The 14430-nt window shown below is 53.8% G+C and carries 14 protein-coding genes and 3 tRNA genes; 4 read left to right on the top strand and 13 right to left on the bottom strand.

From position 1 onward, the window contains the following. Positions 1–53 precede the first annotated feature (53 nt). The 6 genes from EGO56_RS10600 to EGO56_RS10575 form a co-directional block, all read right to left on the bottom strand. Positions 54–290 carry a major outer membrane lipoprotein gene (locus EGO56_RS10600; RefSeq protein WP_009090492.1) on the bottom strand — a complete coding sequence of 79 codons (237 nt, stop codon included), beginning with the start codon at positions 288–290 and terminating at the stop codon, positions 54–56. A gap of 303 nt (positions 291–593) precedes the next feature. Next, on the bottom strand, positions 594–2006 hold the full coding sequence (pykF, locus tag EGO56_RS10595) for a pyruvate kinase PykF (protein ID WP_013357702.1): 1413 nt from the start codon (positions 2004–2006) through the stop codon (positions 594–596). Positions 2007–2350: 344 nt separating this feature from the next. Then, positions 2351–2427 (bottom strand) — tRNA-Val (locus EGO56_RS10590). An 11-nt stretch (positions 2428–2438) separates the two neighbouring features. Then, positions 2439–2515 (bottom strand) — tRNA-Val (locus EGO56_RS10585). 3 nt (positions 2516–2518) lie between these two features. Next, positions 2519–2595, bottom strand: a tRNA-Val gene (locus EGO56_RS10580). Positions 2596–2747: 152 nt separating this feature from the next. Continuing rightward, the gene (locus EGO56_RS10575) at positions 2748–4121 is read right to left on the bottom strand and encodes an MATE family efflux transporter (RefSeq protein ID WP_013357703.1); all 1374 of its coding nucleotides are present in this window, start codon (positions 4119–4121) and stop codon (positions 2748–2750) included. Positions 4122–4323: 202 nt separating this feature from the next. On the opposite strand from EGO56_RS10575, the gene EGO56_RS10570 reads away from it, so the two are divergent. Beyond that, on the top strand, positions 4324–4983 hold the full coding sequence (locus EGO56_RS10570) for a riboflavin synthase (RefSeq protein ID WP_013357704.1): 660 nt from the start codon (positions 4324–4326) through the stop codon (positions 4981–4983). Between the two features lie 328 nt (positions 4984–5311). Here the strand turns inward: EGO56_RS10570 and cfa are convergent, their stop codons facing one another. After that, a complete protein-coding gene (gene cfa, locus EGO56_RS10565) occupies positions 5312–6460 on the bottom strand; it encodes a cyclopropane fatty acyl phospholipid synthase (RefSeq protein WP_033782942.1) in 1149 nt (382 codons plus the stop codon). Positions 6461–6770: 310 nt separating this feature from the next. Further along, a complete protein-coding gene (gene punC, locus EGO56_RS10560) occupies positions 6771–7973 on the bottom strand; it encodes a purine nucleoside transporter PunC (RefSeq protein WP_135908998.1) in 1203 nt (400 codons plus the stop codon). A gap of 107 nt (positions 7974–8080) precedes the next feature. Between punC and punR the strand changes: the two genes are divergently transcribed. After that, on the top strand, positions 8081–8986 hold the full coding sequence (gene punR / locus EGO56_RS10555; RefSeq protein ID WP_135908996.1) for a DNA-binding transcriptional activator PunR: 906 nt from the start codon (positions 8081–8083) through the stop codon (positions 8984–8986). Here the strand turns inward: punR and purR are convergent. Further along, a complete protein-coding gene (gene purR / locus EGO56_RS10550; protein WP_013357708.1) occupies positions 8983–10008 on the bottom strand; it encodes an HTH-type transcriptional repressor PurR in 1026 nt (341 codons plus the stop codon). The genes punR and purR overlap by 4 nt on opposite strands. A 281-nt stretch (positions 10009–10289) precedes the next feature. On the opposite strand from purR, the gene cydH reads away from it, so the two are divergent. Further along, on the top strand, positions 10290–10379 hold the full coding sequence (gene cydH, locus EGO56_RS10545) for a cytochrome bd-I oxidase subunit CydH (RefSeq protein WP_095707274.1): 90 nt from the start codon (positions 10290–10292) through the stop codon (positions 10377–10379). A gap of 47 nt (positions 10380–10426) precedes the next feature. Here cydH and EGO56_RS10540 read toward each other — a convergent pair whose 3' ends face one another. Next, the gene (locus EGO56_RS10540) at positions 10427–11236 is read right to left on the bottom strand and encodes a C40 family peptidase (RefSeq protein WP_135908994.1); all 810 of its coding nucleotides are present in this window, start codon (positions 11234–11236) and stop codon (positions 10427–10429) included. A 363-nt stretch (positions 11237–11599) separates the two neighbouring features. Here EGO56_RS10540 and EGO56_RS10535 point away from each other — a divergent pair, with 363 nt between their 5' ends. Further along, positions 11600–11935: a Grx4 family monothiol glutaredoxin gene (locus tag EGO56_RS10535; RefSeq protein ID WP_170933470.1), complete on the top strand. Its 336-nt coding sequence runs from the start codon at positions 11600–11602 to the stop codon at positions 11933–11935. Positions 11936–11978: 43 nt separating this feature from the next. On the opposite strand, the gene rnt is transcribed toward EGO56_RS10535, so the two are convergent. The 3 genes from rnt to nemA all read right to left on the bottom strand — a co-directional run bounded on the left by rnt (position 11979) and on the right by nemA (position 14389). Then, positions 11979–12647: a ribonuclease T gene (gene rnt / locus EGO56_RS10530; RefSeq protein WP_135908992.1), complete on the bottom strand. Its 669-nt coding sequence runs from the start codon at positions 12645–12647 to the stop codon at positions 11979–11981. Between the two features lie 120 nt (positions 12648–12767). Further along, complete coding sequence (gene gloA, locus EGO56_RS10525) at positions 12768–13175, bottom strand: lactoylglutathione lyase (RefSeq protein ID WP_010245580.1); 408 nt, start codon at positions 13173–13175, stop codon at positions 12768–12770. Between the two features lie 116 nt (positions 13176–13291). Then, positions 13292–14389 (bottom strand): alkene reductase, encoded by a 1098-nt coding sequence (gene nemA, locus EGO56_RS10520; protein ID WP_135908990.1) that lies wholly within the window; start codon positions 14387–14389, stop codon positions 13292–13294. Positions 14390–14430: the final 41 nt, after the last annotated feature.

Below are 14430 nucleotides of genomic sequence, written 5' to 3'. Positions count from 1 at the left end.
ATTTTGGGCAAAAAAAATGGCGCCTTAAAGGCGCCATTTTTAAACCAGAACTCTTACTTACGGTAAGAGTGAGCCTGGTTGTCCAGACGCTGGTTAGCGCGAGCTGCGTCATCTTTAGCAGCCTGAACGTCTGAACGCACTGCGTTCACGTCGTTGCTCAGCTGGTCAACTTTAGCGTTCAGAGTCTGAACGTCTGAAGACAGCTGGTCGATTTTAGCGTTGCTTGAGCAACCAGCCAGCAGAGTTGAAGCCAGAACTACCGCGCCCAGTACCAGTTTAGTACGATTCATTATTTATACCCTCTAGATTGAGTTAATCTCCATGTAGCGTTACAAGTATTACACAAAGCTTTTTAAGTTGAGAATAAATTTTTGATGAGAAGATGCTTAAATTTGATCGTTCGCTCAAAGAAGCAGCGAATCCCAGAATATGATAAAAAAATTTAGCGAAAACAGAGAGATTTAATCGGATTAACCTTAATATTAAGAGTATTTGAATAGTTATTTTCGATTGGAATTTTCCGGGATTTGGTTTAAGCAGAAATAAAAAAAGCGCCTCGTTAAGGCGCTTTAAAATAATGGCAAAAAAGAGTTTTACAGTACGTGTACAGAGGCGGTGTTGGTAGTTCCGCTTGGTACTAATGCACCTGATACAAGCACCACAACATCCCCTTTCTGACCATAACCACTTTCCAGCGCCGCTTCTTTACCCAGACGATAGAAATCATCGGTTGAGGCGATTTCAGTGACCAGACGCGTCTCAATCCCTTTGCTCAGGATCAGCTGACGTGCGGTGGTCTGATTGGTCGTCAGTGCCAGAATGGTGGCGTTCGGGAAATATTTACGTACGGCTTTAGCAGACTTACCGCCTTCGGTCGCGACCACAATCAGTGGTGCTTCCAGCTTCTCAGCCGTCTCTACCGCACCACGGCAGACTGCTTCAGTGATACGCAGTTTGCGGGTGTCGCTCTGGCTGTCGATGCGTGACTTCATGACGCGGTCGGTACGCTCACAGATGGTCGCCATGATGGTGACCGACTCCAGCGGATAACGACCCTTAGCGCTCTCACCAGACAGCATGACTGCATCGGTACCGTCGAGGATTGCGTTCGCCACGTCACCGGCTTCTGCGCGGGTAGGGCGCGGGTTCTTGATCATTGAATCAAGCATCTGCGTCGCGGTGATAACCACTTTGCGTGCTTTATTACATTTTTTGATCATCATCTTCTGCGCGAAGATCACTTCTTCAACCGGGATCTCAACACCCAGGTCACCACGCGCAACCATGATGCCGTCAGACGCTTCAAGGATTTCGTCGAAGTTATTCAGGCCTTCCTGGTTTTCGATTTTAGAGATGATCTGGATATGCTCACCGCCGTGCTGTTTCAGGTGCTCACGAATTTCCAGCACGTCTGAACGCTTACGGATGAACGAGGCGGCGACAAAGTCTACGCCCTGCTCACAACCAAAAATCAGGTCGCGCTTATCTTTTTCAGCCAGTGCAGGCAGCTGGATGGAGACGCCCGGCAGGTTAACGCCTTTGTTCTCACCCAGATCGCCATTGTTCAGGACTTTACACACGACGGTATTTTCGGTGACTTCGGTCACTTCCATGCCAATCAGGCCATCATCGACCAGCACGGTGTTACCAATTTTCAGGTCGGCTGTGAAACCCGGGTAGGTCACCGCAACGCGCTCGCTGTTGCCGATCACACTCTGGTCGGTGGTGAAGGTAAAGGTCTGGCCTGCTTTCAGCGCCGCATCGTTGCCGCCTTCCAGCTTCATGGTGCGGATCTCAGGGCCTTTGGTGTCCAGCAGGATAGCCGCCTGACGACCGGTTTTTTGCATGACGGCACGCATATTAGTAATGCGTTGACCATGCTCAGCGTAGTCGCCGTGAGAGAAGTTAAGACGCATAACATTCATGCCCGCTTCAAGCAGTTGAGTCAGCATCTCTTCGGATTCGGTTTTCGGGCCGATTGTACAAACGATTTTAGTCTTTTTCATGACGGATTTTCTGTAAGTTGTGATGGATGAATAAGGGCGAAATCCGATGGCAGCGCATCGAAGTGAAAATTCTGATTGAGACTGAAATGGGCAGTACTGAGTAAGAATAGGTGACGAAGGCCAGGCGTGCAGGGAAGTTGTGCGGTTACGGTTGGTAACCACCACGCTGTTGTTGCGCAAATCATTTGAGTTATCGCAGTAAGCACGTGATCGCTGAAACCTTTCAAGTAAGCAACGCGGGACAGTATAGACGCTAAGTATGCGAAAACCAATCAAAAAGCAGAGGGGGAAGCGATGCAGATCAATAAAAGGGAGAGTTGCGCAAGCTGAAGAAATTCTGAAAGTGGTGCGCTCTAATGGACTCGAACCATCGACCCCCACCATGTCAAGGTGGTGCTCTAACCAACTGAGCTAAGAGCGCATACTGAATATTGGTGCGTCCGAGTGGACTCGAACCACCGACCCCCACCATGTCAAGGTGGTGCTCTAACCAACTGAGCTACGGACGCACTTGGTGCGCTCTAATGGACTCGAACCATCGACCCCCACCATGTCAAGGTGGTGCTCTAACCAACTGAGCTAAGAGCGCAACATGCTGTCAGGGCGACAGCGGGGACGAATATTAACGGCAGCGCAGAAGCCTGGCAAGGGGAAAATAGTTTTTTCGCCATGACTGAGCAGCAACTGTGCTAACCGTCGTTTTTTTCGTCATTGCGGGCCATAAATAACCCGCTTTTACGGTTATCGCGCCGCGCGCGCCAGGATGATTTCCGCAGGTGACCGCTGTAAGCGTCTGATGCGCCAGATCATCATGACCGCCGCTGAGGTCAGACCGATAATAAAGCCGCACCAGAAGCCCGCTGGTCCCATCCGGGGCACCAGCCAGTCGGTCAGCGCCAGCAGATACCCGGCGGGCAGTCCCAGCAGCCAGTAAGCGATAAAGGTAATAAAGAAAATGGACCTTGTGTCTTTATATCCACGCAGAATCCCGCTGCCAATCACCTGTATCGAGTCTGAGAATTGATAAATCGCTGCCAGCAGCATCAGCTGCGCCGCCAGTGTGACCACTTCGGGGTTGTCGTTATAGAGCAGGGCAATCTGATGACGAAACGTCACGGTAAAAATCGCGGTCAGCGCTGCCATGCTGATGCCCACACCCTGGGCGGTCCAGGCGGCGACTCTTGCCTGCTCGGTGGAGCCCTGCCCCAGGCGATAGCCGACACGGATGGTGGTCGCGACGCCCAGCGACAGCGGCATCACAAACATCAGTGAACTGAAGTTCAGCGCAATCTGGTGGCCAGCCACGTCAACGATGCCCAGTGGCGAAACCAGCAGGGCGACAACAGCAAAGAGCGTGACTTCAAAGAACAGCGCCAGTGCCACCGGCAATCCCAGCGTCATTAAGCGGCTCAGAATCGGACGCGAAGGCGGCGACCAGCGACTCTCCATCCGGATATCGCGCATGCTGCCCATCCGGCGTACCCAGAAGCGCATGCAGATAAACATCACCCAGTAGACCGATGCCGTTGCCACGCCGCAGCCGACACCACCCAACGCTGGCATGCCGAAGTGGCCGTAGATAAAGACATAGTTCAGCGGGATGTTAAACATCAGGCCCAGAAAACCCAGCACCATGCCGGGTTTGGTTTTCGACAGCCCCTCGCACTGATTTCGCAGCACCTGAAAGAAGAGATAGCCTGGCGCGCCGAACAGCAGGGCATGCAGATAGCCCTCGGCTTTAAGCGCCAGCGCGGGATCGATGTCATGCATCGCCCGGATAAGATAACCCGCGTGCCACAGCAGCACCATAATCAGCAGCGAGACAAAAAAGGCGAGCCAGTAGCCCTGGCGGATCTGTTCGCCGATGCGTTCGCGGCGGCCTGAACCGTTGAGTTGCGCAACGGTGGGCGTCAATGCAAGCAGAAGACCATGACCAAACAGGATGGCCGGAAGCCAGACAGAGGTGCCGACAGCAACGGCGGCCATATCCGTGGCGCTGACTGCGCCGGCCATAATGGTATCCACAAATCCCATTGCGGTTTGGGCCACCTGAGCAAGGATGACCGGAATCGCAAGGGCCAGCAATTGACGCGCTTCTGTTAAATACTTCTGCACGTTAACACCTGACTTATTGAATGAATTAAAAGGGCAGAAAAGCCCGGGGAATAGCGCGAACCAGTGTAACCGGGGTAACAGAATTCGCCAATCTTTGTCACACAATGAGTTTTGAACCCCATTAATGGGGTGAGGTGGGGTGAAATCTATCAGCCGACCGGAGCTGTGATAAACTAGCGTAAACTTCGCAGAGGCAAAGACTATGTTTACCGGTATTGTGCAGGGCACCGCAGAAATCGTGTCCATTGAAGAAAAAGAACTGTTTCGTACCCACACTGTCCGACTGCCGGAAGAGCTCCTGCCAGGCCTGGCGCTGGGCGCATCCGTAGCCCATAACGGATGCTGCCTGACCGTAACGGCAATCGAAGGTGACCGCGTCAGTTTCGATTTAATTAAAGAGACATTGCGCGTGACTAACCTTGGTGATTTACGCCAGGGCGATGTGGTGAATATTGAGCGTGCAGCGAAATTCAGCGACGAAATAGGCGGTCATCTGATGTCAGGTCATATTATGACCACCGCTGAAATCTGCAAGATTATCCAGTCAGAACACAATCGCGAAGTCTGGTTTAAAATCCAGGATCCGATGCAGATGAAATATATTCTGCATAAAGGTTTCGTCGGCATCGACGGCATCAGCCTGACGGTAGGTGATGTGACAAAGACCAAATTCTGCGTCTATCTGATTCCGGAAACGCTGGAGCGCACGACTCTGGGCGCGAAGACCTTTGGCGACCGGGTCAACATTGAGATCGATCCGCACACACAGGCAATCGTAGAGACCGTTGAGCGGGTGTTAGCCCAGCGCGATGCCGCGGCGGCGATGAGTATGCTGACCGGCCAGCCTGCCGCCGAGAGTTAACAACCCGCAAAGACTGCTGGAAAGCCAAATCGTGTGATTCTGGCAGCGGTATAATAGCCCGAAGCGCAGGGAACACCGTCAGAAGAGGAAAGCGTTCCGCAACTGGGACAAAAACGCAGGGAGCGTTTTTGAACAACGTAACGCGTTGGCCCGGCAACGGGCGCACCTCAGGGATGAGGTGCGTAATCGCGCGGGCCGAGCATGTCAGGGATGACGGGTTTTGCGACTTTCCGATCTTACTGTGTTCCCTGTGCAGTTCCACTCTCAAAACAGGCCAGTCTTTTAAAACCTTCAGCACGGGATCACCCTCTTAACAAACTGACACTCCCTACCGCGCCACCCGTAATCCACCCTCAACACCGCGACTGAACACAATCTGCCACAGCTGAATATCGCGCGCGCGGAAGGCGCCGGCACAGGCATTGAGATAATAGGAGAACATCCGCTTAAAGCGTTCGCCATAGTTATCAGCCAGCTCCGGCCAGGCCTGCAAAAAGCGCTCATGCCAGGCCATCAGCGTTTTGTCGTAATCGGCCCCAAAGTTATGCCAGTCTTCCAGAATAAAATGCGGCTCGCTGGCATCCGCTACGTGACGCACTGAAGGCAGGCAGCCGTTGGGGAAGATATATTTGTCGATCCAGGGATCGACGCTCATATCGGTTTTAATCGCGCCAATGGTGTGAAGCAGAAAAATTCCGTCAGGCTTTAAATTACGATCGACCACATCAAAATAGGTGGCGTAATTCTTCGGCCCGACATGCTCGAACATGCCTACTGAAACGATGCGATCAAACTGCTCATTCAGATCGCGATAATCCTGCAACAGAATCGTGACGTCTAATCCGCTACAGCGCTGCTGCGCCAGTTTCTGTTGTTCGGCGGAAATCGTCACGCCATGCACGTTGACGCCATAATGACGTGCGGCAAATTCCGCGAGTCCGCCCCAGCCACAGCCGATATCCAGCAGCGACATTCCGGGTTCCAGCGCTAATTTACGGCAAATCATATCCAGCTTGGCTTCCTGCGCCGTCGCCAGGGTCGTGGCTTCTTTCCAGTAGCCACAGGAATATTGCATATAGGGATCGAGCATCAGTGAAAAGAGATCGTTACCCAGGTCGTAATGCTCTTTACCGACAATCCAGGCCCGCTTTTTCGACTGCAGATTGGTTAAGCGGGCAGCGGCAATGCGCAGCGTATCTTTAAAGTGATGCGGGAGTTGCTGATCAAGTTTATGTTTCAGCACCTGATGGAAGAAAATATCCAGCCGGTCGCACTCCCACCATCCATCCATATAGCTCTCACCGAGCCCAAGCGATCCCTCCTGCAGAACACGCTTAAAAAAGCCGGGATGATTAATATGAATATCCCAGGGACGTGAACCATTAATTTCAATATCCGCTTTTTCCAGCATCTCGTGGACGATGCGATACCAATGGTTTTCTTCAGGGCTCACTGCTTCTGCATAAGATGAACTCATAGCTTTTCCACCACCTGTCCAATCTGAACCTGAACAAAGAGTAGTCAATTTCGTCAGGCATTGAGAAACGGTACGGATGAATCCGCACACCGGTTGACTGTGTGATACAGAGGACTGGAATAGCCTGCAGCAGGTCGGTCAGGGTAAGAATAACGCGCGCGAATACCGTCCCGGCAACAGGGTGCCAATCAGATTATTACGTTATTATATTGTTGATTTATTACAGATTTGTTGACCCGGATGAGTATATGCTCACGCGGGTCAATATTCAATGACTTATTGTTAGGATGCTAACGAAAAAGTCAGTGTGTCAGTGATTATCCTGGCAGGCAGGTTGCGCGGAGGCAACAACAGTTTGTGCGCTCGCAGTGCGCTGCATGACGTAACCCACCAGCGCCAGCAGAATCGTCACCGTCATCATCAGCGTAGTGGTAAACAGTGCATGCGTTAATCCGGCAGAGACTGCCAGGCTTGCAGCGAAGCAGAGTCCTAGCTGTAAGGTGTTCTGCAATGCAGCCGCTTTACCGGTGGCGTGCGGGAAGGGTGTCAGTGCACTGGAAACCACAATTGGATAGATCGCACCGTTAGCCAGCGCCATACCGCAGAACGGCACCATCAGGCTCACCAGCGTGCTGCCGCCTGACAGCGCGACAGCAAACAGCGCCAGAATGCTCAGGCTGTAAATGCCCAGCAGCCACGGTAACAGCTGAGCGCCATTAAAGCGGTTAAGAAGGGCGCGACAGCCAAATCCGCCAATCAAAAAGGCGAGCGTCTGGGGCACATAACTCAGGCCGATATCGGCGGGTGAAAGGCCCAGATCCGCCAGAATAAACGGCGAGCCGGTCAGCCAGGCAAAAAAACTGGCTGAACAGGCGGAGTAGATCAGCACGTTGCCGCTGTAAACCCGTGATTTCAGCAGGGTGAAAAAACCAGGCTGGGCTCCTTTCTCGCGTGCTTCCTGGCGTACGGTGGGCAGGCGCAGCGTGGTCAGAATCAACGCCACCGCAATCAGCGTCAGCACCAGGAAAATCGAACGCCAGTGGAAATGGCCGATGAGCCAGGCACCCAGCAATGGGGCCAGCGCCGGGGAGAGCGCAACCAGCGGCATAATCGTGGCAAAGACTTTGTTAGCGCGCGCGGCAGGATAGCGATCCACAACCAGTGCCTGCCAGCTCACGGCCGCAGCACAGACGCCAATCGCCTGCACAAAGCGCAGCGCCAGCATCAGAGTGATATCATTCACCCACAGCATGCCCGCACAGCCGATGCCAAACATGGCCAGTCCGGCCAGCAGCACCGGTTTACGTCCAATGCGATCGGAAAGCGGTCCCCAGAAGAGCTGACCACAGGCGAAGCCCGCCAGGAAGAGACTCATACTGGCGCTGATCAGGCCCGGCGAGGTATTAAACGTTTGCTGCATCGCACCAAAGGCGGGCAGATACATGTCAGTGGCTAAAAAGCCGAGCATGCTTAGCAGGGCAAGATAGGGTATAAATCCTTTATTCGACAGCATCTCATTCTCATTTTTGCAGGATAAACGCGGCAGAGTTTAAAAGGTGCGTTTGCCGCTGTGAAACGGTAATATTTGCCGGTTGCTGTTAAAATTTTTGAAGGCAGATTATGTGGTCAGAATATGCATTAGAGGTCGTTGACGCGGTTGCCCGCGGGGGCAGCTTCAGCGCCGCCGCGCAGGAGCTGCATCGGGTGCCCTCTGCCATTAGCTACACGGTGCGTCAGCTGGAGAACTGGCTGGCAGTGCCGCTGTTCGAACGCCAGCATCGCGAAGTGGTGCTGACGCCAGCAGGCGAACATTTTGTCCGGGAAGGGCGCAGCGTCATCAAAAAAATGCTTGCCACCCGGCGGCAGTGTCAGCAGCTGGCCAACGGCTGGCGCGGGCAGCTCAGCATTGCCGTTGACCGTATCGCCAAACCTCAGCGCACCCGGCAGCTGGTTAGAGACTTCTATCGCCACTTTCCCGATATGGAACTGATCATCAGCTATGAAGTTTTTAACGGCGTCTGGGATGCGCTGGCCGACGGTCGGGTGGAAGTCGCGATTGGGGCCACCCAGGCGATTCCGGTAGGCGGACGGTTTGCGTTTCGCGATATGGGTACGCTCAACTGGCGCTGCGTGGTCGCGCCCGATCATCCTCTGACGCAGGCGAGCCAGATCGATGATGACACGCTGCGTAGCTGGCCGTCACTGGTGCTGGAAGATACATCACGCGCACTGCCGCGTCGTATGACATGGACGCTGGATAACCAGCGCAGGCTGGTGGTGCCGGAGTGGCAAACCGGACTGGAATGCGTGCAGGCAGGCTTGTGTGTGGCGATGGTGCCGGGTCATCTGGCCAGGCCACTGCTCGACAGCGGCGAGCTGGTTGAACTGACGCTGCCGGTAGCATTTCCGGACAGCCCCTGTTGCGTCAGCTGGGCAGAAGATCGCGCATCACCGGCAACAGGCTGGTTGCTCAGCTATCTGGGTGATGCGCAAACGCTTAATCAGGAGTGGTTAAGCGAGGATTAGCGGCGATAGTCGCGGAACGGACCATCCGCCACTGAACGGCGCTCAATCAGCGTCGGATGGACTTCGATCGTTTGTGATACTTCGCGCTTACTGGTGATGCGGTCAAGCAGCATATCCAGCGCTTTCTCACCCAGCTGGGCTTTAGGCTGATGCACCGTGGTCAGGGCAGGGGCGAAATAGCGGGCGTTGCGCACATTGTCATAGCCGATGACCGAAATATCCTGCGGCACGCGCAGACCCATCTCGTCGGCCGCGCAAATGGCCCCCATCGCCATGATGTCACCGCCGCAGAACACCGCCGTAGGGCGCTGCTTCTGCGACAGGATCTGCTGCATCGCCTGATAGCCTGATTCCGGCTCAAAGTCACCCTGCACAATCCACTCGGCACGCGGCTGAATACCCGCTTCTTCCAGCGCCTTCAGGAAACCGGCATGGCGTCCGCCACCGGTGTTGCGCTCCATCTGACCGGGGATAGCACCAATATCACGGTGTCCGCGTTCAATCAGATAACGTCCCGCCAGATAGCCGCCCTGGAAGGCGTTATCAAGAACCGTATCGGTAAAGTCGGCGCGCGATTCGCCCCAGTCCATCACCACCATCGGGATATTGCGGTTCTCTTCCAGCATCTGCAGCAGATCGTCCGGATACTCAGAGCACATCACCAGCAGACCATCGACGCGCTTCTGCGCCATCATGCTGAGGTAGGCGCGCTGTTTTTGCAGGTCGTTATGCGCATTACCCAGAATCAGCGTATAGCCTTTGTCAAAACAGTGGTTTTCAACCGCTTCAATAATTTCAGCGAAATAGGGCGCTTCGCTGGAGGTGGCAAGCAGGCCCAGCGTTTTGGTGTGGTTTACTTTCAGGCTGCGCGCCACAGCACTTGGCGAGTAGTGCAGTTCCTTAATTGCCTGCCAGACCGCCTCGCGTGTTTCTTCAGCGACAAAGCGGGTTTTATTGATGACGTGCGAAACGGTGGTCGTTGAGACGCCAGCGCGTTTCGCCACATCTTTAATTGTTGCCATGAAAATCGGACTCCAGTGCTTACCTAACTCTATGATAAGCGTAATGTTAAACGTTTGCGTCTGCTCAGGGTTTTTTCCGCAAAAATGCGGCTTTTCTGGCCGGTAAACAGGCCGCTGGCGGAGAAAAAACGCCTGAAAAGATGCGCAAACGGAATCAGGGTTGCGCGCGTTGCGCAACAAAGGCGGGATTCTAACAAGGCTGAACGGATAAAACGAGATTTTTACCGGACCCTGTGGGAAAATGCTATATCCCTGCAAAGTGTGTGACTAAGGAGCAAGCAATGAGTACCGATTTGAAACTGGCTTTGATGACCACTGTCGGCTGTCTGCTGATGATCGTGGCCTTTAGTTTTACTGCCATTCTGCACTAATAAAAAAAGCCGGGATTATCCCGGCTTTTTTCTGACTGTTCTGCTGCTTAGCGTATCGTTTTCGGCGTCATCACCCGACGGGCACCAATATAGTGGCGCTGCCAGTAATCTTCCCCTAATGCACTGATCTGAATATCTTTGCCGGTACGCGGCGACTGAATAAACTTGCCATCGCCCAGGTAAACGCCGACGTGGTCCGCTGTGCCGCGGCCATTAATACGAAAGAAGACCAGATCGCCTTTCTCCAGCGACTCACGCTTGATCGGCGCGGCGTCACGCAGGTGATACATCTCGTTAGCGGTACGCGGGATCTTAAATTTCACCAGATCTTTATAGGCATACCAGACCAGACCGCTGCAATCAAAACCGGTATGTGGAGAGGTGCCGCCCCACTGATAGGGTTTACCCAACTGCCCCATCAGCTTGGTCATTGCGGTCTCACGCGCCTTCTGATAGCGCTGGCGGTGGGATTTGCTCATTTTAATCGTGCCTGGCTCGCGGGTGGTGACCTCAGCGGTTTTCAGCTGGCGCTGATGCCCATAGCGTTTCTTCTCTTTATTTTTTTCTTTGCTTTTGCTGATACGGGCGGTTTTGAGCGAGGTCTTCTTAGCAGGCGTCTGTTTTGCAGTGAGTTCGACTTTTTTCTGTTTTTTCGTTTTAAGTTTTTGATCAGGGCTGAGACGAGTTTTTTTCGTCACCGTTTTTACCGGGCGACGCTTGCGGCGTTCATCGTCGCGCGCACTCTTTTTCTCTGCTTTATGCGTACTGACGTTCACCGGCGCGTGAGGCGACGCAGCGGCGATGTTGAAAAACAGTTGCGCAAAGGCCAGCATAAAAAGCGTAATGATTAAACGCATAGTCCATTAATTAGTTAAGTTGTCAGGGCCACTACGCACCGCGACAAAGTTGAGATTAATCTGATCCAGGATCAGTGCCCAGGCCATTCTAGTCCAGTTCGCCTAAAACTGTAATGCCTTTTAATGTTAATCTTTGCAGACCACGTGATTGCACTGAAAATGAACATTTTCAGCATGTTATACCAACGGAATTATTACGAATTATTAAACTGTTACCAGCTGTTAATACCTGAAGTTAAATGTCCTGCGCGCGGGACTTAACAATGATGGTCATTTAATCGGGCAGCGAGCAAAATCTCATTTTCAGTCACGCTGCGAAGTCGCTACAATAAACAAACACGAAGTAACGAATTAAGGAAGGCAATTATGAGTACTGTAGAAAAAATTCAGCGCCAGATCGCAGAAAACCCGATCCTGCTGTACATGAAAGGTTCCCCGAAACTGCCAAGCTGCGGTTTCTCTGCACAGGCGGTGCAGGCGCTGTCAGCCTGCGGTGAGCGTTTTGCTTACGTGGATATTCTGCAGAACCCGGACATTCGTGCCGAGATGCCGAAATTCGCCAACTGGCCGACCTTCCCACAGCTCTGGGTCGATGGCGAGCTGGTCGGTGGATGCGACATCATCGTTGAGATGTTACAGCGTGGTGAACTGCAGACGCTGATCAAAGAGACTGCAGAAAAGTTTAAAGAAGCAGAATAAAAAAAGGCCGACATCATGTCGGCCTCTTTCATTGTGGCATCCCTTATGCAGATGTCGTGGCGTCTGCGTCGCTCCCGGCGAAGGGCAGAGGCCAGCCACCTAACCGTTTCCAGCGGTTCACCAGCTCGCAGAACAGGGTCGCTGTCTGCTGAGTGTCATAGAGCGCTGAATGCGCCTGGGTACTGTCAAACTCCATTCCCGCCGCAATACAGGCTTTCGCCAGCACCGTCTGACCCAGCACCAGTCCGCTCAGCGCTGCGGTATCAAAGGTGGCAAACGGGTGAAACGGATTGCGCTTCAGGCTGGCACGTTCTGCTGCCGCTGACATAAAGTTCAGATCAAACGTGGCATTGTGCGCCACCATAATGGCGCGATTGCAGCCGCTGTCTTTAATGCCCTTGCGCACCATTTTGAAAATGGCGTGCAGCGCCTCATATTCACTTACCGCGCCGCGCAGCGGATTACTCGGATCGATACCGGTAAAGGCCAGCGCTTCCGGATGCAGCAGCGATCCGACAAAGGGTTCGACGTTGAAATGCAGCGTCTGGTCAATCTGAATCCATCCCTCTTCATCCATTTTCAGCGTGATAGCGGCAATCTCCAGTAACGCATCGGTTTGCGCATTGAAACCGGCGGTTTCAACGTCGATCACCACCGGATAGAAGCCACGGAAACGTTGATTGAGTGCATTAGGGGAATTCGATTCAGACATCAGGATCTCGTTGCAGAAAAAGGGCAGCGCGTATTATGGCAAAAAACGGGGACGGGTGCAGCAGATGAAGCGCAGAGAAAGGGATTCAGCCCACCGGGTCAGGCGGGCTGAGAGGCAGGTTTAGTTGCCCAGGCCGTTACCGGCATCTTTGTTTTCGATCAGCTCGATTTTGTAGCCATCGGGATCTTCAACAAAGGCAATAATGGTGGAGCCGCCTTTAACCGGGCCTGCTTCACGGGTCACGTTGCCGCCATCTTTGCGGATACGTTCGCAGGCTGCTGCTGCGTCATCGACGCCCAGCGCGATGTGACCATAAGCATCGCCGAGGTCATATTTATCAACGCCCCAGTTGTAGGTCAGCTCGATCACCGCACCTTCGCTTTCGTCGGTGTAGCCTACGAACGCCAGGGTATATTTATATTCGGTGTTTTCGCTCTGACGCAGCACGCGCATGCCCAGCACACGGGTGTAGAAATCGATTGAACGTTGCAGATCGCCAACGCGCAGCATGGTATGAAGTAAACGCATAACATCCTCTTTTAAATAAAACGCCATCGCCGGATGACCCAGGCGCTAAGTATAGCGACGAAAATCGCCATTGAATAATGGCTGCCGTCATCGTCCCGGACGGCAGCCCAAACAGATTACAGTGTCGGGTAGTCGATATAACCTTCCGCGCCGCCGCCGTAGAAGCTTTCCGGGCGCTGTGGGTTAAGTGGGGCATCCTGCTGCAGACGCTCAACCAGATCCGGGTTAGCAATGTAATCACGACCAAACGCAACCGCATCGATCAGACCGCGACCAATCAGATTATCCGCTTTCTCAACGGTGTAAGCACCGGCACCAATGATGGCGCCCGGGAAGAGATCGCGCACTTTCTGACGGAAGGCGTCGGTGTAAGGCTTGCCGCCGGCCCAGTCTGGTTCAGAGAGGTGCAGATAGGCGATGTTGCGTTTTGCCAGCTCGCCGATGTACCACAGCGCCGCTTCTTCTTCATCCGGACCGTTGTCCAGATTCTGGAAGCTGCCGATAGGCGAGACGCGGATACCAATGCGATCGGCTGACCAGTTGGCGATCACCGCATCGACCACTTCCAGCGCAAAGCGACCGCGTTTTTCGATGCTGCCACCATATTCGTCGGTACGCTGGTTTGAACCCGGAGCCAGGAACTGGTGCATCAGGTAGCCGTGCGCGGAGTGCAGCTCAAGCAGGTCGAAGTCTGCTTCACGTGCGTTCGCCGCAGCCTGACCAAAATCGGCCACGATCTGCTGGATCTCTGGCACCGTCAGTTCGCGCGGTACAGAGGTGTCTTCGCGATAGACGCTGCCATCTTCAGCACGCAGTGACGTACGCGTACCCGCAGCAATGGCGGATGGCGCTACCGGTGCTTTGCCTTCCGGCTGCACGCTGTTATGCGAGATACGACCGGTGTGCCATAACTGCACGGCGGTATGACCGCCCGCCTGATGGACACCTTCGTTAATCACTTTCCACGCGGCAATCTGTGGCTGCGTATGTAAGCCTGGCGCACCGGCATAGCCTTTTGCCTGGAAAGAGACCTGGGTTGCTTCGGTGATAATCAGACCGGCGCTGGCGCGCTGACGGTAATACTCCGCCATCATCGGGGTAGGGATGTCGCCTGGCTCAATGCTGCGCAGACGGGTCAGCGGTGCCATAAATACGCGGTTTGGGACGGTAATTGCGCCGACTTTCAGCGGACGAAACAGCTGGGTACTCGCCATAATAGCTCCTGATTAGTAGACCAGTCGTCTACAAACACGTT

Origin of the sequence: Pantoea vagans, assembly GCF_004792415.1 — a bacterium.
GTDB lineage: Bacteria > Pseudomonadota > Gammaproteobacteria > Enterobacterales > Enterobacteriaceae > Pantoea > Pantoea vagans.
This window is presented reverse-complemented; position numbering and strand designations above follow the sequence as displayed.

Bases quoted from the DNA above. Each gene is read 5' to 3' on its own strand.
- EGO56_RS10600 (WP_009090492.1), bottom strand. From the start codon at position 290: ATGAATCGTACTAAACTGGTACTGGGCGCGGTAGTTCTGGCTTCAACT.
- pykF (WP_013357702.1), bottom strand. From the start codon at position 2,006: ATGAAAAAGACTAAAATCGTTTGTACAATCGGCCCGAAAACCGAATCC.
- EGO56_RS10570 (WP_013357704.1), top strand. From the start codon at position 4,324: ATGTTTACCGGTATTGTGCAGGGCACCGCAGAAATCGTGTCCATTGAA.
- cfa (WP_033782942.1), bottom strand. From the start codon at position 6,460: ATGAGTTCATCTTATGCAGAAGCAGTGAGCCCTGAAGAAAACCATTGG.
- punC (WP_135908998.1), bottom strand. From the start codon at position 7,973: ATGCTGTCGAATAAAGGATTTATACCCTATCTTGCCCTGCTAAGCATG.
- punR (WP_135908996.1), top strand. From the start codon at position 8,081: ATGTGGTCAGAATATGCATTAGAGGTCGTTGACGCGGTTGCCCGCGGG.
- purR (WP_013357708.1), bottom strand. From the start codon at position 10,008: ATGGCAACAATTAAAGATGTGGCGAAACGCGCTGGCGTCTCAACGACC.
- cydH (WP_095707274.1), top strand. From the start codon at position 10,290: ATGAGTACCGATTTGAAACTGGCTTTGATGACCACTGTCGGCTGTCTG.
- EGO56_RS10540 (WP_135908994.1), bottom strand. From the start codon at position 11,236: ATGCGTTTAATCATTACGCTTTTTATGCTGGCCTTTGCGCAACTGTTT.
- rnt (WP_135908992.1), bottom strand. From the start codon at position 12,647: ATGTCTGAATCGAATTCCCCTAATGCACTCAATCAACGTTTCCGTGGC.
- gloA (WP_010245580.1), bottom strand. From the start codon at position 13,175: ATGCGTTTACTTCATACCATGCTGCGCGTTGGCGATCTGCAACGTTCA.
- nemA (WP_135908990.1), bottom strand. From the start codon at position 14,389: ATGGCGAGTACCCAGCTGTTTCGTCCGCTGAAAGTCGGCGCAATTACC.